Genomic DNA, 22589 nt, shown 5'->3' on the forward strand with positions numbered 1-22589 from the left:
GGCGCCGGGGAGACATTTTATGACAACGACCGACCAAGCCGCCTCGGGGCTTCGCGAACTCACGCTGCGGGGGATCATCCTCGGCGGGCTGATCACTCTGCTGTTCACCGCGGCGAACGTCTATCTCGGGCTCAAGGTCGGGCTGACCTTCGCGACCTCGATTCCCGCCGCTGTGATATCGATGGCGCTGCTGCGCCATATGAGCGGATCGACGATTCTCGAAAACAACATCGTTCAGACGATCGCCAGCGCGGCGGGAACGCTCGCGGCGATCATCTTCGTGCTGCCGGGACTCGTGATGGTCGGCTACTGGCAGGGCTTTCCGCTGCTCGAAACGACCGCGATCACCATGCTCGGCGGCATTTTGGGCGTGCTCTTCTCCGTGCCGCTGCGCCGCGCTCTCGTTGTCGACGCGGACCTGCCCTATCCCGAAGGGCGGGCCGCCGCCGAAGTGCTGCGCGTCGGTGCCGCAAGCGCCGAGGGAGCGGAGGAGAACAAGGCGGGCTTGTCGGCGCTTCTGTGGAACGGGCTGATCGCGGCCGGCTTTGCACTGCTCACCCAGATGAAGCTTGCCGCGGGAGAGGTCGCGCGCTGGTTCAAGGTTGGGGCGGGCGCGACCGGCATCGCGGGCGGATTGGGCTTCGCACTGTTCGGGGTCGGGCATCTCGTCGGTCTGTCGGTCGGCCTCGCCCAACTCGTCGGACTGGTCACCGGCTGGTGGATATTGCTGCCGATCCTGACGCAGGGTGTCGCCGGGGCCGACGCCGAAACGATCGCGAACACCGTATTCCGCGATGAGGTCCGCTTTTTCGGCGCGGGCGTGATCGCGGTCGCCGCGCTCTGGACGCTCCTTAAGATCGCGAGCCCTGTGATCGGCGGGATACGTTCGGCCATGGCGGCGAGCAGGGCGCGTCATGCGGGCGCTGCCCTCGCGGTCGAGGAGCAGGATATTTCGATCGGCTGGGTGTTCGGCGGCTCGCTGCTGATCCTGCTGCCGACCGCCTGGCTGCTCTGGTCGGTGCTTGCCGGCGGCCCGCTTGCGGGCTCGGCGGCGATTCTCGTTGCCGGTGCGCTCGTCTTCATCATCGTGATCGGCCTGATGATCGCGTCGGTAACTGGCTATATGGCTGGCCTCATCGGAGCGTCCAACTCTCCCGTGTCGGGCATCGGCATTCTCGCGATCATCGCATCGTCGCTGCTGCTCGTCGGGTTGCTCGGCCGTGGCGGCGGAGACGAGGCGAGCGCAGCCATGGTCGCCTATGCTTTGATCGTGACCGGCCTCGTCTTCGGCATCGCGACGATCTCGAACGACAATCTGCAGGATCTCAAGACCGGTCAACTGGTGGGCGCGACGCCGTGGAAGCAGCAGGTGGCGTTGATCATCGGCGTCGTGTTCGGTTCGCTTGTCGTGCCGCCGGTCCTCAATGTGCTCAACGAGACCGTCGGCTTCGTCGGCGTGCCCGGTGCCGGGCCAAACGCGCTCGCTGCGCCGCAGGCGGGACTCATCTCCTCGCTGGCAAAGGGCGTACTGGGCGGCGATCTCAACTGGACGATGCTGAGCTATGGCGCGCTCGCCGGTGCCGGTTTCATCCTGGTCGACGAGATGCTCGGACGCGCGCGCAAGCTGCGGCTACCGCCGCTCGCGATCGGCATCGGCATCTATCTGCCGATGGCGGTCATCCTGCCCGTCGTGATCGGCGCGGTCGGGGGCTGGTTTTATGATCGCTGGGCCGAACGGCGCTCCAACCCGGCCTTCGCGCATCGCATGGGCGTTTTGACCGCGACCGGCATGATCGTTGGCGACAGCCTGTTCGGCGTCTTCTATGCCGGAGCGGTCTATGTGACCGACAAGGATGCGCCGCTCGCGGTGGTGGGCGACGGATTCCAGCTGCCTTCGGTGCTGATCGGCCTTGGCCTGTTCGCTGGGCTCATCGTCCTCAGCTATGCGCGGACGCGCCGGATGGTCCAAGCCACGGCCTGACCGCACGCGCCGCTTGCCCTCGGGCGCGTGCCCCGCTAAGGGCGCGCTCCTGTGACCGGCGTGCTGTGGCGCGCCGGCGGCTCTTTCCATCCTTGAACTGTGAGTGTGCGCGATGAAGATCACCGGCGTTGAAATCCGTCCCGGCAATATTATCGAATTTGAAGGCGGCATCTGGAAGGTCACCAAGATCCAGCACACCCAGCCGGGCAAGGGCGGCGCCTATATGCAGGTCGAAGCCAAGAATCTGATCGACGGGCGTAAGCTCAACAACCGCTTCCGCAGCGCGGACACGGTCGAGAAGGTCCGCCTCGACACCAAGGATTTCCAGTATCTCTATGCCGAGGGCGACGATCTCGTCTTTATGGACAAGGATACGTACGAGCAGATCACCATCGGCAAGGATGTCGTCGGCGACGCGCACGAATTCCTGCAGGACGGCATGGATGTCGTGCTCGAACTGTGGGAAGAGCGCCCGATCTCGGTCGAACTGCCCGAGCAGATCGAAGCGACGATCGTCGAGGCCGACGCGGTGGTGAAGGGCCAGACGGCGTCGTCGTCCTACAAGCCCGCGATCCTCGACAATGGCGTGCGCGTGATGGTGCCGCCGCACATCACCAGCGGCACCCGCATCGTGGTCAACGTCTATGACCGCGAATATGTGCGCCGCGCGGACTGATTGAGTTCCCCTCCCACTTGCGGGAGGGGTTAGGGGAGGGCCTGTCGAGGGCGGCGCTTCCCGGTAGGAAACATTCCCTCCCCCGACCCCTCCCGCAAGCGGGAGGGGGGAGAATGAACAATGGCCATTTCCGGCATCATCACCGTCATGGAACGCGCCGCGCGCAAGGCGGGCACCAAGCTGCGCCGCGACTTCGGCGAGATCGAGCATCTGCAGGTGTCGCAAAAGGGGCCCGCCGACTTCGTGTCGAAGGCCGACCAGGCGGCCGAACGCACCCTTTATGACGAGCTGACCCACGCGCGTCCGGGCTGGGGCTTCCTGATGGAAGAAGCCGGCGAGATCGCGGGGGAAGAGGGCAAGCCGCGCTTCATCATCGACCCGCTCGACGGCACGTCGAATTTCCTGCACGCGATCCCGCAATTCGCGATCTCGATCGCGGTGCAGGAACCGAAGCTCGGCGGCGGCTGGGGCGACGTCACCGCGGCGCTGATCTATCAGCCGGTCACCGACGAGAGCTATTGGGCCGAGCGCGGCCGCGGCGCGTGGCTGCACGACCGGCGCCTGCGCGTCGCGTCGCGTCGCCACCTCAACGAATGCCTGATCGCGACCGGCATCCCCTTCATGGGCCATGGCGACATGGCGCAGTGGAGCCGCATCTTCGGCGCGGTCGCACCCGAAGTCGCGGGTATCCGCCGCTTCGGCGCCGCGAGCCTCGACCTCGCCTGGGTCGCTGCGGGCCGCTTCGACGGCTTCTGGGAGAGCGAGCTCAACATCTGGGACGTCGCCGCCGGCATGCTGCTGGTGCGCGAAGCCGGCGGCTTTGTCAGCGACTTCCGCGGCGGCGACCGCGCGATCGAGCGCGGCGAATATATCGCGGGCAGCGGGGCGGTGCACTCGAAACTGCAAAAGCTGGTCGCAGGCGCGCTGCGCGGCGCCTGAGCGGGCGGCCGTTCCAGTGTGGAGCGGATGATTTTAGATTGGCCCACCTTCGTCATTGCGAGCGAAGCGAAGCAATCCAGGACGKTTACCGCCACTCTGGATTGCCGCGTCGCTTCGCTCCTCGCAATGATGTTCAAATTGATGTCATCAGGCTCTGATGGAGCGGATTCTCACCGTAGCGGGACGACCTCAATCCGCCGGCTTCGGCTCCGGGCTGTCGGCCTTTTTCGCATCCGGGTCGGTGAAGACGAACTCGTCGAAATTGCCGAGCACTTCGAACCAGATGTCGAGCGTATCGAGGAACAGCGCCTTCGACATGCCGCCGGCGTCGAGATTGAGGTCCATTTCGATAACCGGATCCTTTTCGCTGTCGAGGTAGGCACGGCCGAAGCGCCAATTGCCGTTCCATTCGGCGATCCGGTCGGCGGGAAAGGGTTTGCCGCGCGTGAAGGCGATGTAGAATTGCACCGACGTACAGGGACCCGCAACGATGCCTTCGCTGCAGCCGTAGAAGAAAATGCGATAGTTGCGGTCGTTGTGCTGCGACTCGATCATCCGGTCGCCGGCTTTGTCTACTGAGACTTTGGCCTCATGGCCTTCGGTCTTCAGCAGCGCCGCGATCTGATCGGCATCGGCGAAGACGCGCGGGTCTTCGGCCGCCGCCGCGCTGCTGGCCGTTGCCAACGCCGCCGCGAGCAGCATCCATCGCACCGATCCCGTCATCGTCATTTGATCGCCCCCCTCGATTGCAATTCTACCCGTCACCAAAAACGAAATCGCGATAGCTGTCCATCAGCGCCGCCCAGGTGTTGAAGGTCTCGCTGAGATTCTCGCGCGGGATGCCCTTGAAGTCGACGTCGACGTCCATTTCGAGCACCGGCGCGCCCTTTTCGCTGCGATAGGCGCGAGCGAAGCGCTTTTCGCGATTCCATTCGTTGAAGCGTTCGAGCGAAACGTTTTTGGCGGCGCCGAATCCCATATAATATTGCAGCGTCCGGCAGTTGCGACCCGCGGTGCAGTTCATGAAGATGACGAGGAATTGCAGCCCGTCGCGGTCGCTTTCGATATAGGGATCCTCACCTGCGTTCATGACGAGATTGGCCGGCCAGCCGCGCGACTCCATGATTTCCTTGATCTTCTGGGGATTGGCGGCACTGACCAGTTCGGCCTGAGCGGGCGTGGCCGCGAGTGCGGCCGCGCCGAGCGCCAGTGCAGCCGCGATTGACGATCGTCCCATAAGAGCTCCCATCCACGCGCCGGATGCTGGCTATCCGGCAAAAACAGCCCCTCTGCCAAGGGCCTAGCACAGGGTCGGGGCCAGCTGCCACCCGCCTTCGCGCTTTTGTCGGCGGTGCCGGCATTTTCCTGCCCGCAATGCTTGCGAGGCGCGGCGCGCTGGCCTAAAGCGCCCGCATAAACGGGTGGCCAACACCCGAAAACATGACTGCGAGCTCCCATGGTCGACCTGACGCAATATCTGCCAATCCTGATTTTCCTGGCCATCGCGCTCGGATTGTCGGCGGCCTTCGTGTTCCTGCCGATGGGCGTTGCCCGCCTGACCGGCGCGCACAAGCCCGACCCGGCAAAGCTGGCTGAGTATGAATGCGGCTTTCCCGCCTTTGAAGACGCTCGCAGTCAGTTCGACGTGCGATTCTATCTGGTCGCCATTTTGTTCATCATCTTCGACCTCGAAGCCGCCTTCCTCTTTCCCTGGGCCGTCAGCCTGAAGGAGATCGGCTGGGCTGGCTGGGCGACGATGATGGTGTTTCTGGCCGAGCTTGCGATCGGCCTTGTGTACGCGTGGAAAAAAGGCGCGCTGGATTGGGAATGAGCACTTCAACGATCCTGACTCCCGGCCAGATGCCGGTCGCAAGCCCTGTCGCACCGGGGACGAATCCGGACCAGGGCTTTTTCGACGATCTCAACGCCGAGGTCGGCGACAAGGGCTTCCTCGTCACCTCGACCGAGGATTTGTTCAACTGGGCGCGCACGGGCTCTCTCTGGTGGATGACCTTCGGGCTCGCTTGCTGCGCGGTCGAGATGATCCACGTCAACATGCCGCGCTATGACATGGAGCGTTTCGGCGCCGCGCCGCGCGCCAGCCCGCGCCAGTCCGACGTGATGATCGTCGCGGGCACGCTGTGCAACAAGATGGCGCCCGCGCTGCGCCGGGTGTACGACCAGATGTCGAACCCCAAATATGTCATCTCGATGGGCAGCTGCGCCAACGGCGGCGGCTATTATCACTACAGCTATTCGGTGGTGCGCGGCTGCGACCGCATCGTGCCCGTGGACATCTATGTCCCCGGCTGCCCGCCGACCGCCGAGGCTCTGCTTTATGGCGTGATGCAATTGCAGCGGAAGATCCGCCGCGTCGGGACAATCGAACGCTGATGACCAATCCCGCTCCCCTGGTTGCGCCGCGCGAGGGTCTCGCCGCCGCGCTCGAAAAGCTGCTCGGCAAGGATCTGCTCGCGCATGTGCAGGCGGTCGAGGAAGACAGCATCACCGTGACGCGCGAGGCGATCGCCGGCGTGATGGTGCAGCTTCGCGACGTCCTCGAATATCAGCAACTCATGGAGATCGCCGGGGTCGACTATCCCGACCGGCCCGAGCGCTTCGAGGTCGTCTATCACCTGCTCAGCGTCACGAAGAATCATCGCCTGCGCGTGCGCGTGTCGACCGACGAGGCGACTCCGGTGCCGACCGTGGTGCCGGTGTGGCCGAACGCCGGCTGGCTCGAGCGTGAGGTGTTCGACATGTACGGGGTGCTGTTCAGCGGCAACCCCGACCTGCGCCGCATCCTGACCGACTATGGGTTCCAGGGGCATCCGCAGCGCAAGGACTTTCCGCTCACCGGCTATACCGAGCTGCGCTATTCCGAAGAGGACAAGCGCGTCGTGTATGAACCGGTGCGGCTGGCGCAGGATTTCCGCAATTTCGACTTCCTCTCCCCGTGGGAGGGCGCCGACTATATCCTGCCCGGCGACGAAAAGGCCGGCGGCACCGGCGAAGCACCCGGCAAGGGCGCGCCGAGCCCGATGACCGCGCAGCAAGTGAAGAAGGCCGACGACGCCAAGGCCGCGCCGCCGCCGACCCCGAAGACCACCGACCGCGAAGCGCAGACCGGCGCCGGTAAGAGCGCGAACAAGGCCGCGGCCAAGCCGAGCAAGGACGGCGCGAAGGCGAAGCCCGCCGCGAAGGCCAAGACGCCCGCGACGGCGAAGGCCGAAAAGGCGCCCGCCAAGCCCAAGGCCCCCGCGAAACCGCGCAAGCCTAAAGGAGGCGACGCATGACCGACTCTCCCCAAATGGCTTCCGGAGCGGTCAAGCACCACGGCAGCGACATGTTCGAAGGCTATCCGGTCGACACCGCCGACACGGCGGGCGATCAGGTCGTCACCAATTACACGATCAACTTCGGTCCGCAGCATCCCGCGGCGCACGGCGTGCTGCGCATGGTGATGGAGCTTGACGGCGAGATCATCGAGCGGGTCGACCCGCACGTCGGGCTGCTCCACCGCGGCACCGAAAAGCTGATCGAATACAAGACCTATCTGCAGGCGCTGCCCTATTTCGACCGGCTCGACTATTGCTCGCCGCTCGGCATGGAGCACAGCTATGTCCTCGCGATCGAGAAATTGCTCGACCTCGAGGTGCCGGCGCGTGCGCAATATCTGCGCGTGCTGTTCGCCGAGCTGACGCGCATCTGCAATCACATGCTCAACATCGGCAGCCACGTTATGGACGTCGGCGCGATGACCCCGAACCTGTGGGTGTTCGAGCTGCGCGAGGATTGCCTCAACTTCTTCGAGCGCGCGTCGGGCGCGCGGATGCACTCGGCGTGGTTCCGCCCCGGCGGCGTGCATCAGGACGTCCCCGAAAAGCTGCTCGTCGACATCGGCGAATGGTGCGAGACGCGGCTGCCCAGGCTGTTCGGCGACGCGATGAGCCTCGTCATCGACAACCGCATCTTCAAGCAGCGCAACGTCGACATCGCGACGGTCAGCAAGGAAGACGCGCTGGCGTGGGGCTTCTCGGGCCCGATGATCCGAGGCAGCGGCATCCCATGGGACATCCGCAAGTCGCAGCCCTATGACGCCTATGCCGCGATGGAGTTCGACATTCCCGTCGGCACACGCGGCGATTGCTACGACCGCTTCATGGTCCGCGTGCAGGAAGTCTATCAGTCGGCGCGCATCATCAAGCAGTGCCTGCGCGACATGCCCTCGGGCCCGGTCGCGAGCCTCGACCGCAAGGTCGTGCCGCCGAAGCGCGGCGAGATGAAGCAGTCGATGGAATCGCTGATCCATCACTTCAAGCTTTATACCGAAGGCTTCCACGTCCCGGCGGGCGAAGTCTATGTCGCGACCGAAAGCCCCAAGGGCGAATTCGGCGTCTATCTGGTCAGCGACGGCACCAACAAGCCGTACCGCTGCAAGATCCGCCCGACGGCGTTCAGTCACCTTCAGGCGATGGACATGATGGCGAAGGGCCACATGCTCGCCGACACCACCGCGATCATCGGCGCCATCGACGTCGTGTTCGGGGAGTGCGACCGGTGATGAGGCTATTGGATGTCGTTCATACTATGGGCCTCGGTGCTGCGCTTGCGTTCAGCTACTTGCATTTCGTTCGTGGATTAGACGTGGGCGGCGAACTCGCGGCTGCAAATTTGCTCTGGGTGGGCGCGTATTTTGCGAAGCTCGCCGTTAAAAAAGGCTCGAAGGTTTCTGCGCATGGCTGACGCACCCCAAATCCCCGACGAAGCCGAAGTCCGCGCGCGCTGGGGCACTTTTGCGTGGACGGCCGAAAATGCCGACAAGGCGAAGGCCGTGATCGCGCGCTATCCCGCCGGGCGGCAGCGGTCGGCGGTGATGCCGTTGCTCGACCTCGCGCAGCGCCAGGTCGGGGCCGAGACGAACACGCAGGGCTGGCTGCCGGTGCCGGTGATCGAATATGTCGCGGCCGAGCTCGATATGCCGTTCATCCGCGCCTATGAGGTCGCGACCTTCTACACCATGTACAATCTCGCGCCGGTCGGCCGCTATCATGTGCAGGTGTGCGGCACGACGCCGTGCCTGCTGCGCGGGTCGGACGATGTCATGGCCGCGTGCAAGAACCGCGGCATGGTCAAGGGCAAGACCACCCCCGACGGGCTGTTCACGCTGACCGAGGTCGAGTGCATGGGCAATTGCGCCAACGCGCCGATGGTCCAGATCAACGACGATAATTACGAAGACCTCGACTACGACAGCACGACGCGCATCCTCGATGCGCTGGCGGCGGGCGAGCAGCCGAAGACCGGTACCCAGCTTTCCGATCGTCACACCAGCGAGCCCGAGGGCGGCCCGACGACGCTGAAGGCCATGGTCGACGCCAACCACGATTACCGGAAGGAATGGTGATGACCCAGAAGGATATCATCACGATCCTCGCGATCATCGGCGCGCTCGTCGTGCTCGGCTTCGTGCTGCGCGTGACCTTCGCGCTGCTCGGGCCGCTGCTGATCCTCGGGCTCGGCTATATCGCCTACACGATGCTCAAGAAGGGTGGGGGTCGCTGATGCTCGCCGACAAGGACCGCATTTTCACCAATCTCTACGGCTTCCAGCCGTGGAACCTGAAGGCCGCCGAGGCACGGGGCGATTGGGACAAGACGAAGGATCTGATGAGCCGCGGCCAGGACGCGATCATCGAGGAGATCAAGGCGTCGGGGCTGCGCGGCCGCGGCGGCGCGGGCTTTCCGACCGGGCTCAAGTGGAGCTTCATGCCAAAGGAGCCGCGCGCCGACCGCCCGAGCTTCCTTGTCATCAACGCCGACGAATCCGAGCCAGGTAGCTGCAAGGACCGCGAGATCATCCGCCACGATCCGCACAAGCTGATCGAGGGCGCGCTGATCGCGGGCTATGCGATGCGCGCGCGCGCCGCGTACATCTACATCCGCGGCGAGTTCATCCGCGAGGCCGAAACGCTCTTCGCCGCGGTGCAGGAGGCCTATGACGCCGGCCTGCTCGGCAAGAACGCCGCGAAGTCGGGTTATGATTTCGACGTCTTCGTCCACCGCGGCGCCGGCGCCTATATCTGCGGCGAAGAAACCGCGATGATCGAAAGCCTCGAGGGCAAGAAGGGCCAGCCGCGCCTGAAGCCCCCATTCCCGGCGGGCGCGGGCCTCTATGGCTGCCCGACGACGGTCAACAATGTCGAGAGCATCGCGGTCGTCCCGACGATCCTGCGCCGCGGCGCGGCGTGGTTCTCGAGCTTCGGGCGCGAGAACAACAAGGGCACCAAGCTCTTCCAGATCAGCGGCCATGTGAACAAGCCGTGCGTCGTCGAGGAAGAGATGGGCATCAGCTTCCGCGAGCTGATCGACACCCATTGCGGCGGCATCCGCGGCGGCTGGGACAATCTGCTCGCGGTGATCCCCGGCGGATCGTCGGTGCCGCTGGTTCCCGCTGCGCAGATCATGGACGCGCCGATGGATTTCGACGGGCTCAAGGAACTGGGCTCGGGACTCGGCACCGCCGCCGCGATCGTGATGGACAAGTCGACCGACGTCGTCCAGGCGATCAGCCGCATCAGCTATTTCTACAAGCATGAAAGCTGCGGCCAGTGCACCCCGTGTCGCGAGGGCACCGGCTGGATGTGGCGCGTGATGGAGCGGCTGCGCACCGGCGACGCCGACATCAGCGAGATCGACACGCTGTTCGACGTGACCAAGCAGGTCGAGGGCCACACCATCTGCGCGCTCGGCGACGCGGCGGCATGGCCGATCCAGGGCCTGATCCGCCACTTCCGCCCCGAACTCGAACGCCGCATCCGTGAGAATGGCGGCGCGCTGGAGGCTGCCGAATGACGAAGGCTCTTTCGATCCTGCTCGCGGCCGCCGCGATGGTCGCGACGCCCGCGATGGCGCAGCGCGAGGTCAATTCGGCCAACGCCAATCCGCACGACCGGATGGTGGCGGCCGACGCGGCGCGGGCGTCCAAGGGCGACGAAGCGGCGAAGCCGATCACGCCGCTCGCGGCGCAGGCGATGTATAATTTCGCCGGCTGCGTCGTCGAGACCACCCGGCCCGGCGTCGAGAAGCTGCTCGCGAAGGATTATCGCACCGCGGAATATCGCAAGGACGTCGAGCGCCTGGCGAAGGGCCATTCGCGTTGCGCGATCGGCAGCCGGCTCGGCTTTTCGCAGCTGTTGTTCGCCGGCAACCTTGCCGAGCATCTGCTGATCGATGAATTTTCGGCCGATGCGCTCGCCGCCGATCTCGCGATCGACCGTTCGGCGGCGCCGATCGCCGCGCGCACCGACAGCGAGGCCATTTCGATGTGCATCGCGATGCGCGCGCCGAAGGATACGGCCGCGCTGTTCCGCACCGAGGTGATGAGCGACGCGGAAAAGGCCGCGCTGACGGCGATCGGGCCGCAACTGTCGGGCTGCGTCAAGCAAGGGACCGAGTTCCGCACCAACCGTTCGGGCCTGCGCGCGCTTCTGGCGCTCGCGGCCTACCGCATCGCGGTGACGAGCAAGGAAGGCGGGGCGGGGTGATCCGACACCTCCCTCTCGACACGAAACGCGCGCTTTCGGCAAAGCGGGGGCGAACTGCCGTCGGCGCATCGCTGATGGCGGCATCGTGCCTGTTCGCCGCTGCCCCATCGCAGGGTCAGGTGGCTGCGAACCTCTCCACCCGGGACGTGACCGAAACGGATCAGGCGCGCGACACGCTTTATCGGTTCGCGGCATGCGTGGTCAAAGCAAGGCCAAGGATGACCAAGGAAGCCCTCGCCGTGACGTCGCAACCCGAAGCGAACAAGGCTTTTCAGGCGCTCGTCAAACCCGAATGCCTGAACGGCGGTTTTTTGAGGATGGACGCGGCCGCCATTCGCGGCCCTCTCTATCGCGCGCTGTATCTGCGCGAGTTCGGCAAGGACGAGCCCGGCTTCGCCGCGCTTCCGCCCGAACAGCCATCGGAAGAGGACCGGGGCTATCACGCGTTCGGCGCATGCGTGATGCGTGTCGCCCCGGACACGACGCGCACTTTCGTGCTCGCTCTTCCGGGATCGAGCGAGGAGCATCAGGCGCTTGCCGCGCTGCGGCCGACCTTCGAGGCGTGCGTGACTCCCAGGGAGCAACTGGTCTTCACGAAAGTCGCCATGGATTCCACCCTGGCGCAGGCCCTGTATGAGCGCGCCGTCGCGGTATCGCACGGCGGCAACTTGGCGAAAGCGAACTAATGCCTAAAGTAACCGTAGACGGCCTGGAACTCGACGTCCCGCAGGGCGCGACCGTCCTGCAGGCGTGCGAGATGGCGGGGAAGGAAATCCCGCGCTTCTGCTATCACGAGCGGCTGTCGATCGCCGGCAATTGCCGCATGTGCCTGGTCGAAGTGTCGCCCGGGCCGCCGAAGCCGCAGGCGTCGTGCGCGCTGCCCGCGGCCGAGGGGCAGGTGATCAAGACCGACAGCCCGATGGTCAAGAAGGCGCGCGAAGGGGTGATGGAGTTCCTGCTCATCAACCACCCGCTCGACTGCCCGATCTGCGACCAGGGCGGCGAATGCGACCTGCAGGACCAGTCGGTCGCCTATGGCCGCGGCGCGACGCGCTATGACGAGAACAAGCGCGCGGTGACCGAGAAATATATGGGGCCGATCGTCAAGACGGTGATGACGCGCTGCATCCAGTGCACGCGCTGCGTCCGTTTCGCCGAGGAAGTCGCCGGGGTCGAGGATATCGGCGCGATCTATCGCGGCGAGAATATGCAGATCACCTCGTATCTCGAGCGCGCGGTCGCGAGCGAGCTTTCGGGCAACGTCGTCGACCTCTGCCCGGTCGGCGCGCTGACGTCGAAGCCCTATGCGTTCGAGGCGCGGCCGTGGGAACTCACCAAGACGCTCGGCATCGACATGATGGACGCGGTCGGCACCAACGTCCGCATCGACAGTCGCGGGCGCCAGGTGCTGCGCGTGCTGCCGCGCGTCAACGACGATGTGAACGAGGAATGGGCGAGCGACAAGACGCGCCACCATGTCGACGGCCTGATCCGCCGCCGTCTCGACCGTCCGTTCGTTCGCAAGGACGGCCAGCTCGTCGAAGCGAGCTGGGCCGAAGCGTTCGAGGCGATCAAGGCGGTGAACGCGGGGGCGTCGGTCGCGGCGATCGCGGGCGACATGGCCGATTGCGAGACGATGTTCGCAGCGAAGGCACTCGTGAACGCGCTCGGCGGCACCCTGTTCGAAGGGCGCCAGACCGGACTCGACTATGACGTCACCAGCCTGTCGGCGGTCAATTTCAACACCGGCATCGCCGAGGCCGAAAATGCCGACGTGATCCTGCTCGTCGGCACGAACCTGCGCTGGGAAGCGCCGCTGATCAACACGCGCGTCCGCAAGGCGGTGTGGAAGAAGGGCGCGAAGGTGTTCGGCATCGGGCCCGAGATTGACCTGACCTACAAGGTCGAATGGCTCGGCGACGATGCCTCGCTGGTCGCGAAGCTGCCGCAGGCGGCGCTCGATGCGCTGAAGGGCGCCGAGCGGCCGATGCTGATCTTCGGCGGCGGCGCGCTGTCGGTGCCCGGCGTCCACGGCGCGGCGCTGGCGCTCGCCAAGTCGGTGAACGCGGTCAAGGATGGCTGGAACGGCTTCAACGTCGTCCATTTCTCGGCCGCGCGCATGGGTGCGCTGATGCTCGGCTATTCGCAGCCGGGCGGGATCAGGGACATCGTCGCGGCGAAACCGAAGCTCGCCTTCTTCCTCGGCGCCGACGAGGTCGATTTCTCGGCCTTCGTGGACACGTTCAAGGTCTATGTCGGCCATCATGGCGACAAGGGCGCGCACGCCGCCGATGTCGTCCTGCCGGCGGCCGCCTGGACCGAAAAGGATTTCACCACGGTCAACACCGAGGGTCGCGTCCAGCGCAGCGAGAAGGCGGTGTTCGCCCCCGGCGACGCGCGCGAGGACTGGAGCATTTTCCGCGCCCTCGCCGATGCGCTCGGCGTGAATGTCGGCTTCGACAGCTTCGCCGAGTGCCGCGCGGCGATGATCGCGGCGGTGCCCGCGCTCGGCGCCGAAGGGCTCGCCGGTTACGGCTGGACGGTCCCCAAGCTGCCCGCCAAGCCCGAGGCGCGCGCGATCCCGTCGCCGATCAAGGACTTCTACCTGACCAACGCCATCTGCCGCGCCTCGCCGACGATGCAGCGCTGCTCGGACGAATTGCTCCACGGCGGCGATTATGCGGAGGCGGCGGAATGACCGAGTTTTTCCAATCCCTTGGCATGTCCTACGAATGGGCGTGGGGCGTCGCGACGATCTGCGGCATCCTGCTCATCGCGCTGCCGCTGATGCTCGCGGTCGCGATGATCATCTATGCCGACCGCAAGATCTGGGCGGCGATGGCGCTGCGGCGCGGGCCGAACGTCGTCGGACCGTTCGGCTTGCTCCAGAGCTTCGCCGACGGGCTGAAGGTGTTTCTGCAGGAAACGATCATTCCGTCGAGCGCGAACCGCGGCCTGTTCCTGATCGCGCCGATCATCACCTTCACGGTGGCGCTGATGGCGTGGGCGGTGATCCCGTTCAATTCGGGCGCGGTGCTCGCCGACATCAATGTCGGGCTGCTCTACATCCTCGCGATCAGCTCGCTCGGCGTTTACGGCGTCATCCTATCGGGCTGGTCGTCGAACTCCAAATATCCCTTCTTCTCCGCGATGCGCGCCTCGGCGCAGATGATCAGCTATGAAGTGTCGATCGGTTTCATCCTGATCGGCGTCGTGCTGTTCGCCGACAGCTTCAACCTCAACGAGATCGTAAAGGCGCAGCAGGGCCACGGGCTCGGGCTGGTCAACGCCTTCGGCTTCAACCTGCTGCTCTTCCCGCTCGCGGTGCTGTTCTTCATCTCGTCGCTGGCAGAGACCGCGCGCACCCCGTTCGATCTGACCGAGGCCGAAAGCGAACTCGTCGCGGGTTACCAGACCGAATATTCGTCGATGAGCTTCGCCCTCTTCTGGCTCGGCGAATATGCGAACGTGCTGCTGATGTGCACGCTCAACGCGGTGCTCTTCTGGGGCGGCTGGCTCCCCCCGATCGACTGGGCGCCGCTCTACGTCGTTCCGGGCATCGTCTGGCTGTTCGCCAAGATCTTCTTCTTCTTCTTCGCCTTCTCGTGGGTGAAGGCGACCGTCCCGCGTTATCGCTATGACCAGCTCATGCGGCTGGGCTGGAAGGTCTTCCTGCCGATCTCGCTGATCTGGGTGTTCCTGATCTCGGGCTATCTGATGCTGACGAGGTATGGGGCATGAGGTGGGCCTTCCTGAAGCTGACAGCGATAACGATGCTCGCCCTCGCCAATACGACGTTGCTTCCTGCCTATGCACAAACGGCTAATGGCTCTGCTCCTCGGTCGCTTGCGATTGTTTGCCTTCCTGTCGATGTTACGGCAGCCGAGAAACTACGCGATGAGACTGGCGAAGTTCGTGCCATCGGCGAGAAGCATCTGGTTGCATTTGGGATCGCATTGGACGTGCCGTTTCCGCATCAATCCGTGCAGATTTTTGACCCCGACAAGGTACTACCCGCTTTCACGATTGGTTATGTTGGCGGGAATCCACCGAACATGGAAATCGTCGGCAACAATGGGGATCGCCGTGCCACGCTGCTGTTCAATTTGGACAATAGGAACGGCGCGAAGGAGGGAGTGGTCATGACGTTCGACGGAGACTCCAAGCCTCCCCAGATTTTGAGCGGTACCTGCACTCGCGAACTGAAGCTGGAGGCCTTCGATCAGCTTGAAGGCAGTTTTGAGACGTATCAGGCCAAATGGGCAAAGGCACAATCCAAATGAGCACCATCGCCCACTTCGTCAGAACCTTCACCCTGTGGGAATTCGTGCAGGCGCACTGGCTGACGCTCAAATATTTCTTCAAGCCGAAGGCGACGATCAACTATCCCTTCGAGAAGAATCCGCTGTCGCCGCGGTTCCGCGGCGAGCATGCGCTGCGCCGCTATCCGAACGGCGAGGAGCGCTGCATCGCGTGCAAGCTGTGCGAGGCGGTCTGCCCCGCGCAGGCGATCACGATCGAGGCCGAGCCGCGCGACGACGGGTCGCGCCGTACGACCCGCTACGACATCGACATGACGAAGTGCATCTATTGCGGCTTCTGCCAGGAAGCCTGCCCGGTCGATGCGATCGTCGAGGGGCCGAATTTCGAATTCGCGACCGAAACGCGCGAGGAGCTGCTCTATGACAAGGCCAAGCTGCTCGCCAACGGCGACAAATGGGAGCGCGCGATCGCTGCCAACCTTGCCGCCGACGCGCCCTATCGGTAAGGGCGCGCGCACATGATTCAGCTCATCGCCTTCTATCTCTTCGCCTTCGTCGTCATCGCCTCCGCGGCGATGGTGATCTTCGCGCGCAACCCGGTCCACAGCGTGATGTGGCTGATCCTCGCCTTCTTCAACGCGGCGGGGCTGATGCTGCTCGCGGGGGCCGAGTTCATCGCGATGCTGCTCGTCATCGTCTATGTCGGGGCGGTCGCGGTGCTGTTCCTGTTCGTCGTGATGATGCTCGACATCGATTTCGCCGAACTGCGCGCCGGCTTCGTGCGCTATCTGCCGCTCGGCGCCCTCGTCGCGATCATCCTCGCGGCCGAACTCGTCTTCGCGCTCGGCGCTTGGAGCGCGGGCGGGGTCGACCTCGCGGCGCGCGCGGCGCCCGCCGTCGCCGACAAGAGCAATATCCAGCAGATCGGCGAACTGCTCTACACGCGCTACATCTTCCTGTTCGAGGCGGCGGGCATCGTCCTGCTCGTCGCGATGATCGGCGCGATCGCGCTGACGCATCGCCAGCGTGGCGGGACGCGGAGCCAGAATATCGCGGCGCAGAACCGCCGCCGCCCGCACGAAGCGACGCGGCTGGTCGATCCGGGCGTCGGGCAGGGGATGGAATTGTGATTTCGGTCGGCCATTATCTCGCCGTTTCGGCGGTGCTGTTCACGCTCGGCGTGCTCGGCATCTTCATCAACCGCAAGAACATCATCGTCATCCTGATGGCGATCGAGCTGATCCTGCTCGCGGTGAACATCAATCTCGTCGCGTTCAGCGCCGCGCTTGGCGATCTCGTCGGGCAGGTGTTCGCGATGTTCGTGCTGACCGTCGCCGCCGGCGAGGCGGCGATCGGGCTCGCGATTCTCGTCATCTATTTCCGCGGCCGCGGCACCATTGCCGTCGACGATGCCAACCGGATGAAGGGGTAAACCGGTGATCCAGGCGATCGTTTTCCTGCCGCTGCTCGCGGCTCTCGTGGCAGGCCTCGGCCAGCGCTTCATCGGCACGGCCGCGTCGAAGGTCGTGACGACCGGCGCGCTGTTCGCAAGCTGCGCTTTGAGCTGGCCGATCTTCCTGTCCTTCCTGGGCGGTCATGCCCAGGAGAGCGTGACGCCGGTGCTCCACTGGGTCTCGTCGGGCGCGCTCCAGTTCAACTGGGAACTGCGCGTCGACACGCTGACGTCGGTGATGCTCGTCGTGATCACGACGGTGTCGGCGCTCGTCCACCTCTACAGCTGGGGCTATATGGAGGAGGACCCGGACCAGCCGCGCTTCTTCGCCTATCTGTCGCTCTTCACCTTCGCGATGCTGATGCTGGTGACCGCGAACAACCTCGTCCAGATGTTCTTCGGCTGGGAAGGCGTCGGTCTCGCCTCCTATCTGCTCATCGGCTTCTGGTACAAGAAGCCGAGCGCCAACGCCGCCGCGATCAAGGCATTCGTCGTCAACCGCGTCGGCGACCTCGGCTTCATGCTCGGTATCTTCGGCACCTTCCTGGTGTTCAACACCGTGTCGATCCCCGAGATCCTGGCCGCGGCGCCGGGCATGGCGGGCTCGACGATCGGCTTCCTGGGCCACCGGTTCGACACGATGACCGTGCTCTGCCTGCTGCTGTTCATCGGCGCGATGGGCAAGTCGGCGCAGCTCGGGCTGCACACCTGGCTTCCCGACGCGATGGAAGGCCCGACCCCGGTCAGCGCGCTGATCCACGCCGCGACGATGGTGACCGCTGGCGTGTTCATGGTCTGTCGCCTGTCGCCGATGTTCGAGGCCGCGCCGGTCGCGCTCGGCGTCGTCACCTTCGTCGGCGCCGCGACCTGCCTGTTCGCCGCGACGGTCGGCACAACGCAATGGGATATCAAGCGCGTCATCGCCTATTCGACCTGCAGCCAGCTCGGCTACATGTTCTTCGCGGCGGGCGTCGGCGCCTATGGCGCGGCGATGTTCCACCTGTTCACCCACGCCTTCTTCAAGGCTTTGCTGTTCCTCGGCGCCGGCTCGGTCATCCACGCGATGCACCACGAGCAGGACATGCGCTATTATGGTGGCCTTCGGAAGCATATCCCGCTCACCTATTGGGCGATGATGGCGGGGACGCTGGCGATTACCGGCGTCGGCATCGCGGGTGTGTTCGGCTTCGCCGGCTTCTATTCGAAGGACGGCATCCTCGAGGCGGCCTATGCCTCGGGCGGCGGCGGCCAGGTCGCCTTCTGGGTCGGCACCTTCGCGGCGCTGCTGACGAGCTTCTATTCGTGGCGCCTCGTCTTCCTGACCTTCTTCGGCAAGCCGCGCTGGGCCGCGAGCGAGCATATCCAGCACGCGGTGCACGGCGATCATCACGATCACCCGGCGGACGAGCATTCGGGCGACGATATTCATCACGCCCACGCCGCGGACGCGCACGAGGGCACCGCGGGCTATCACCCGCACGAAAGCCCGCTCTCGATGCTGATTCCGCTCGGCGTGCTGTCGGTCGGCGCGGTGTTCGCGGGCTTCCTCTTCAACCACCAGTTCATCTATCCCGAAGAGGGGATGGCGTTCTGGAAGGGCAGCATCGCGTTCGACGAGCACCTGATGCACGCCGCGCACGAGGTGCCGACGATCATCAAATGGATGCCCTTCACCGCGATGGCGATCGGGCTGGTGATCGCGTGGAACAGCTATATCCGCAACACGGCACTGCCGGCGCGCTTCGTCGCGCAGTTCGGGCTGCTCCACAAATTCCTGTTCAACAAATGGTATTTCGACGAGCTCTACAACGTCCTGTTCGTGAAGCCCGCCTTCGCGATCGGCCGCTTCTTCTGGAAGCGCGGGGATGAAGGCACCATCGACCGCTTCGGTCCCGATGGCGTCGCGGCGCTCGTCCAAGGGGGGACCCGGCTCGCGGTCCGGCTGCAATCGGGTTATGTTTATGGATATGCGTTCGTGATGCTGCTCGGTCTCGTCGGCCTCGCCAGCTGGGCGATGGTGAGGTTCCTGTGAGCGGGCTTCCCATCCTTTCGCTGATGCTGGCGATCCCCACGGTCGCCGCCATCCTCTGCCTGTTCCTCGAGGCCAAGCCCGCGCGGCAGGTGGCGCTCGCGGCGACGCTGGTCGATCTCGCGCTCGGCATCGCGCTGTGGGCGAATTTCGACGTCGGCGGCGCCCAGTGGCAGTTCGTCGAGCGCGCCGACCTCTTTGGCCGTTTCCAGTGGGCGCTCGGCGTCGACGGCGTCGCGATGATGCTGATCGTGCTCAGCACCTTCCTGATGCCGCTGTGCATCCTTGCGAGCTGGGAATCGATCAAGCAGCGCGTCGGCCTCTACATGGCGATGTTCCTGATCATGGAAGTCATCATGATCGGCGTCTTCGCGGCGCAGGATCTGCTGCTGTTCTACATCTTCTTCGAGGGCGTGCTGATCCCGATGTATCTGATCATCGGCATCTGGGGCGGGCAGAACCGCATCTATGCGGCGTTCAAATTCTTCCTCTACACGCTCCTCGGCTCGGTGCTGATGCTCGTCGCGATGATCGCGATGATCCGCGAAGCGGGGACGACCGAGATTCCGGTCCTCTTGAACTACGACTTCCCGCCCGAGATGCAGACCTGGCTGTGGCTCGCCTTCTTCGCGAGCATGGCGGTCAAGATGCCGATGTGGCCGGTCCACACCTGGCTTCCCGACGCGCACGTCCAGGCGCCGACCGCGGGCTCGATGATCCTGGCGGGCGTGCTGCTGAAGATGGGGTCCTACGGCTTCCTGCGCTTCATGATGCCGATGTTCCCCGACGCCTCGGCGCAGTTCCTATGGCTCGTCTTCGGGCTGTCGATGGTCGCGGTGGTCTACACCAGCCTCGTCGCGCTGGTGCAGAGCGACATGAAGAAGCTGATCGCTTACTCGTCGGTCGCGCACATGGCGATCGTCACCGCGGGCCTCTATGCCTTCAACCAGCAGGGCATCGAGGGCGCGCTGATCGTCATGCTCAGCCACGGCGTCGTCTCGGCCGCGCTCTTCTTCTGCGTCGGGGTGATCTACGACCGGCTGCACACACGCGAGATCAGCCGCTACGGCGGGCTCGCGGTCAACATGCCGGCCTATTCGCTTTTCTTCATGCTGTTCACCATGGCGTCGATCGGGCTGCCGGGGACGAGCGGCTTCGTCGGCGAGTTCCTGAGCCTCGCCGGCATCTATGAAGCGTCGAGCTGGGCCGCCTTCGTCTGCACCACCGGCATCATCCTCGGCGCCGCCTACATGCTCTATCTCTATCGCCGCATCGTGTTCGGCGAACTGACCAAGGACGATGTGAAGGCCATGCCCGACATCACGCCCCGCGAATGGGCGATCTTCGTGCCGCTCGCTGCGGTCGCGCTATGGATGGGTGTCTATCCCGAGAGCTTCCTCGCGCCGATGCGCGGCGACGTGACCACGGTGGTCGCGCGGCTCGCCCCGGCGAAGCCCGCGGGTGATGCGCATGTCATGGCAGGCAAGCCCAAGGCGATTGCTCCGCACGGCGAAGCGCATCATGGGGGAGGCGTCCAATGACCGCCGACCTCGCGCTCATCTGGCCCGAGCTGATCCTGACGATCGGCGGGCTGATCACCCTGATGCTCGGCGCCTTCGCGGGCGACCGCCGGGTCGCGCTCTATCAGATCGTCGCGCTGCTGACGCTGGCAGCGGCGGCCGCCGCGGTGGCGGCGCTGTTCGGCACCGACGCTTCGGTCTTTTCGGGCACGCTGGCGGTCGACGGTTTCGGCGGTTTCGCCAAGCTCATCATCTATGCGGCGAGCTTCGTCTGCATCGCGATCGCGCCGCGCTATTTCGGCGAGGCGATGCGCGCCGAATATTCGGCGCTGATCGTCTTCGCGGCGCTCGGCATGGGCATCATGGCCTCGTCGCGCGACCTGATGACGCTCTATGTCGGGCTCGAACTCAACAGCCTCGCCTCCTATGTGCTCGCCAGCTTCATGCGCAGCGACGACCGGTCGAGCGAGGCGGGGCTCAAATATTTCGTCCTCGGCGCGCTCGCCTCGGGCATATTGCTGTTCGGCATCTCGCTGCTCTACGGCTTTTCGGGCACGACCGATTTCGCCGGCGTCGCGGTCGCGATGGGCGGCGGGATCGATATCGGGCTGCTGTTCGGCATCGTCTTCGTGATCGCGGGCCTTGCGTTCAAGATCAGCGCCGTGCCGTTCCACATGTGGACCCCCGACGTCTATGAAGGCGCGCCGACCCCCGTGACGACCTTCTTCGCCAGCGCGCCGAAGGTCGCGGCGATGGCGCTGCTGACGCGCGTCCTGATCGACGCGATGGGGCCGGCGGGCCCGGCGCTCGCGGCGTGGCAGCAGATCATCATCTTCCTGTCGCTCGCCTCGATCATCCTCGGCGCGGTCGGCGCGATCGGGCAGAAGAACATCAAGCGCCTGCTCGCCTATTCGTCGATCAACAACGTCGGCTTCATGCTGATCGGCCTCGCTGCGGGAACGCAGCAGGGGGTCGAAGCGGTGCTGACCTATCTGCTCGTCTATGTCGTCACGACGATCGGCGCCTTCCTGTTCGTCATGCAGCTTCGCGACGCCGACGGGCGGATGGTCGAGAGCATCCCGGCCTATGCCGGCCTGTCGAAGCGCCAGCCGGGGCTGGCCGCGGCGATGGCGGTGTTCCTGTTCAGCCTCGCCGCGATCCCGCCGCTATTCGGCTTCTGGCCGAAGTATCTGGTGTTCGAGGCCGCGGTGAACGCGGGGCTCGTGCCGCTGGCGGTCGCCGGTGTCGTCGTGTCGGTGATCGGCGCCTTCTATTATATCGCGATCGTCAAGACGATGTTCTTCGACGACGAGGCCGAGTCGGCGATCCGCAATGACGGGTCGCGGATCGAGGGCGCGGTGATCGCGGTCAGCGCGCTGTGGCTGTCGGTGATCGGCTATCTGTTCATCCCGATGCTGGCGGTGGCCGCGGCGAGCGCCGCTTCGGTGCTGTTCTGATCGCGCCGATCGAGCGGATCGCCGAGACGGGTTCGACCAACGCCGACATGCTGGCGCGGCTCGCGCGCGGCGAGCATGTCGGTGAGGGGCATTGGCTCGTCGCCGACCGGCAGACCGCCGGGCGCGGGAGGCTCGGTCGCCCCTGGGGCGACGGGCAGGGCAATTTCATGGGCTCGACCGTCGTGCAGCTCACCGCCGGCGATCCGTCGCCCGCGACGCTGGCGCTCGTCGTCGCTGTCGCGCTGGCGAAGGTGGTGAAAGCCTTTGCGCCAGGGGTTCCGCTCCAGCTCAAATGGCCGAACGACCTGCTCGTCGACGGCGCGAAATGCTCGGGCATATTGCTTGAACGCGGCGGCAACGCTGTCGTGATCGGTATCGGGGTCAATCTGGTCTCGGCACCCGATCTGCCCGACCGCAAGACCTTCTGTTTTGCGGACGGCGGCGCGGCGATCGATCGCGACCGCTTCGCCGACGCGCTGGTGATCGCGCTGGTCGATGCGCTCCGCAGCTGGCGACAGGAAGGCGTCGAAAGCATCGTCCGCGCCTGGCTGCCGCTCGGCCATCCGGTCGGAACGCCGCTTCGCGTGTCGGAACAGGGCATCGACGGGACGTTCGATGGCCTCGCGCCCGACGGCGCGCTGCGCTTGCGCCGCGCGGACGGGGCGGTCATGCTGATCCATGCGGGCGACGTCGAGCTTCGCCGCCCGGTCGATAAAGGGGAATAAC

The 22589-nt window shown here is 65.1% G+C and carries 25 protein-coding genes; 23 read left to right on the top strand and 2 right to left on the bottom strand.

Annotation, left to right across the window (positions count from 1 at the left end; translation table 11 throughout):
- The first annotated feature begins 19 nt into the window (after positions 1–19).
- The 3 genes from CD928_RS02600 to CD928_RS02610 all read left to right on the top strand — a co-directional run bounded on the left by CD928_RS02600 (position 20) and on the right by CD928_RS02610 (position 3596).
- Positions 20–1981 (top strand): OPT family oligopeptide transporter, encoded by a 1962-nt coding sequence (locus CD928_RS02600; protein ID WP_095384446.1) that lies wholly within the window; start codon positions 20–22, stop codon positions 1979–1981.
- 112 nt (positions 1982–2093) lie between these two features.
- Entirely contained in the window at positions 2094–2657 is a 564-nt protein-coding gene (gene efp / locus CD928_RS02605) for an elongation factor P (RefSeq protein WP_095384449.1), read from the top strand.
- 120 nt (positions 2658–2777) lie between these two features.
- Positions 2778–3596 carry an inositol monophosphatase family protein gene (locus CD928_RS02610; protein ID WP_095384452.1) on the top strand — a complete coding sequence of 273 codons (819 nt, stop codon included), beginning with the start codon at positions 2778–2780 and terminating at the stop codon, positions 3594–3596.
- Positions 3597–3785: 189 nt separating this feature from the next.
- Here the strand turns inward: CD928_RS02610 and CD928_RS02615 are convergent, their stop codons facing one another.
- Positions 3786–4325, bottom strand: a complete 540-nt coding sequence (locus CD928_RS02615; protein ID WP_095384455.1) for a YbjN domain-containing protein — start codon at positions 4323–4325, stop codon at positions 3786–3788.
- Between the two features lie 25 nt (positions 4326–4350).
- The gene (locus tag CD928_RS02620) at positions 4351–4833 is read right to left on the bottom strand and encodes a YbjN domain-containing protein (RefSeq protein WP_095384458.1); all 483 of its coding nucleotides are present in this window, start codon (positions 4831–4833) and stop codon (positions 4351–4353) included.
- Positions 4834–5052: 219 nt separating this feature from the next.
- On the opposite strand from CD928_RS02620, the gene CD928_RS02625 reads away from it, so the two are divergent.
- The 20 genes from CD928_RS02625 to CD928_RS02715 are packed head-to-tail and all read left to right on the top strand — an operon-like array spanning position 5053 to position 22588.
- On the top strand, positions 5053–5427 hold the full coding sequence (locus tag CD928_RS02625) for an NADH-quinone oxidoreductase subunit A (RefSeq protein ID WP_095384461.1): 375 nt from the start codon (positions 5053–5055) through the stop codon (positions 5425–5427).
- 29 nt (positions 5428–5456) lie between these two features.
- The gene (locus tag CD928_RS02630; RefSeq protein ID WP_095385192.1) at positions 5457–5990 is read left to right on the top strand and encodes an NADH-quinone oxidoreductase subunit B family protein; all 534 of its coding nucleotides are present in this window, start codon (positions 5457–5459) and stop codon (positions 5988–5990) included.
- Complete coding sequence (locus tag CD928_RS02635; protein WP_095384464.1) at positions 5990–6892, top strand: NADH-quinone oxidoreductase subunit C; 903 nt, start codon at positions 5990–5992, stop codon at positions 6890–6892. Before CD928_RS02630 ends, CD928_RS02635 begins: the two co-directional genes overlap by 1 nt.
- Positions 6893–6942: 50 nt before the next feature.
- Positions 6943–8160 carry an NADH-quinone oxidoreductase subunit D gene (locus tag CD928_RS02640; RefSeq protein WP_095385195.1) on the top strand — a complete coding sequence of 406 codons (1218 nt, stop codon included), beginning with the start codon at positions 6943–6945 and terminating at the stop codon, positions 8158–8160.
- Positions 8160–8342: a hypothetical protein gene (locus CD928_RS02645; RefSeq protein ID WP_095384467.1), complete on the top strand. Its 183-nt coding sequence runs from the start codon at positions 8160–8162 to the stop codon at positions 8340–8342. Before CD928_RS02640 ends, CD928_RS02645 begins: the two co-directional genes overlap by 1 nt.
- On the top strand, positions 8335–9003 hold the full coding sequence (locus tag CD928_RS02650; RefSeq protein WP_095384470.1) for an NAD(P)H-dependent oxidoreductase subunit E: 669 nt from the start codon (positions 8335–8337) through the stop codon (positions 9001–9003). Before CD928_RS02645 ends, CD928_RS02650 begins: the two co-directional genes overlap by 8 nt.
- A complete protein-coding gene (locus CD928_RS23265) occupies positions 9003–9161 on the top strand; it encodes a hypothetical protein (RefSeq protein WP_176473416.1) in 159 nt (52 codons plus the stop codon). The genes CD928_RS02650 and CD928_RS23265 overlap by 1 nt, the downstream gene beginning before the upstream one ends.
- Positions 9161–10450, top strand: a complete 1290-nt coding sequence (gene nuoF, locus CD928_RS02655; RefSeq protein WP_095384473.1) for an NADH-quinone oxidoreductase subunit NuoF — start codon at positions 9161–9163, stop codon at positions 10448–10450. The genes CD928_RS23265 and nuoF overlap by 1 nt, the downstream gene beginning before the upstream one ends.
- Positions 10447–11142: a hypothetical protein gene (locus CD928_RS02660; RefSeq protein WP_095384476.1), complete on the top strand. Its 696-nt coding sequence runs from the start codon at positions 10447–10449 to the stop codon at positions 11140–11142. Before nuoF ends, CD928_RS02660 begins: the two co-directional genes overlap by 4 nt.
- Positions 11139–11828 (top strand): hypothetical protein, encoded by a 690-nt coding sequence (locus CD928_RS02665; RefSeq protein WP_141237065.1) that lies wholly within the window; start codon positions 11139–11141, stop codon positions 11826–11828. Before CD928_RS02660 ends, CD928_RS02665 begins: the two co-directional genes overlap by 4 nt.
- Positions 11828–13840 (top strand): NADH-quinone oxidoreductase subunit NuoG, encoded by a 2013-nt coding sequence (gene nuoG / locus CD928_RS02670; RefSeq protein ID WP_095384481.1) that lies wholly within the window; start codon positions 11828–11830, stop codon positions 13838–13840. Before CD928_RS02665 ends, nuoG begins: the two co-directional genes overlap by 1 nt.
- Complete coding sequence (gene nuoH, locus CD928_RS02675; RefSeq protein ID WP_095384484.1) at positions 13837–14883, top strand: NADH-quinone oxidoreductase subunit NuoH; 1047 nt, start codon at positions 13837–13839, stop codon at positions 14881–14883. The genes nuoG and nuoH overlap by 4 nt, the downstream gene beginning before the upstream one ends.
- Positions 14880–15425, top strand: a complete 546-nt coding sequence (locus CD928_RS02680; protein ID WP_095384487.1) for a hypothetical protein — start codon at positions 14880–14882, stop codon at positions 15423–15425. The genes nuoH and CD928_RS02680 overlap by 4 nt, the downstream gene beginning before the upstream one ends.
- On the top strand, positions 15422–15910 hold the full coding sequence (nuoI, locus tag CD928_RS02685; RefSeq protein ID WP_095384490.1) for an NADH-quinone oxidoreductase subunit NuoI: 489 nt from the start codon (positions 15422–15424) through the stop codon (positions 15908–15910). The genes CD928_RS02680 and nuoI overlap by 4 nt, the downstream gene beginning before the upstream one ends.
- 12 nt (positions 15911–15922) lie before the next feature.
- Positions 15923–16534: an NADH-quinone oxidoreductase subunit J gene (locus tag CD928_RS02690; RefSeq protein ID WP_095384493.1), complete on the top strand. Its 612-nt coding sequence runs from the start codon at positions 15923–15925 to the stop codon at positions 16532–16534.
- Entirely contained in the window at positions 16531–16836 is a 306-nt protein-coding gene (gene nuoK, locus CD928_RS02695; RefSeq protein WP_053554267.1) for an NADH-quinone oxidoreductase subunit NuoK, read from the top strand. The genes CD928_RS02690 and nuoK overlap by 4 nt, the downstream gene beginning before the upstream one ends.
- 4 nt (positions 16837–16840) lie before the next feature.
- Entirely contained in the window at positions 16841–18889 is a 2049-nt protein-coding gene (gene nuoL / locus CD928_RS02700; protein WP_095384496.1) for an NADH-quinone oxidoreductase subunit L, read from the top strand.
- Entirely contained in the window at positions 18886–20427 is a 1542-nt protein-coding gene (locus CD928_RS02705) for an NADH-quinone oxidoreductase subunit M (protein ID WP_095384499.1), read from the top strand. The genes nuoL and CD928_RS02705 overlap by 4 nt, the downstream gene beginning before the upstream one ends.
- Complete coding sequence (gene nuoN / locus CD928_RS02710; protein ID WP_095384501.1) at positions 20424–21863, top strand: NADH-quinone oxidoreductase subunit NuoN; 1440 nt, start codon at positions 20424–20426, stop codon at positions 21861–21863. Before CD928_RS02705 ends, nuoN begins: the two co-directional genes overlap by 4 nt.
- Complete coding sequence (locus CD928_RS02715; RefSeq protein WP_095384504.1) at positions 21785–22588, top strand: biotin--[acetyl-CoA-carboxylase] ligase; 804 nt, start codon at positions 21785–21787, stop codon at positions 22586–22588. Before nuoN ends, CD928_RS02715 begins: the two co-directional genes overlap by 79 nt.
- Position 22589: the final 1 nt, after the last annotated feature.

Origin of the sequence: Sphingopyxis sp. GW247-27LB (genome assembly GCF_002277025.1) — a bacterium.
Taxonomy (GTDB): Bacteria; Pseudomonadota; Alphaproteobacteria; order Sphingomonadales; family Sphingomonadaceae; genus Sphingopyxis.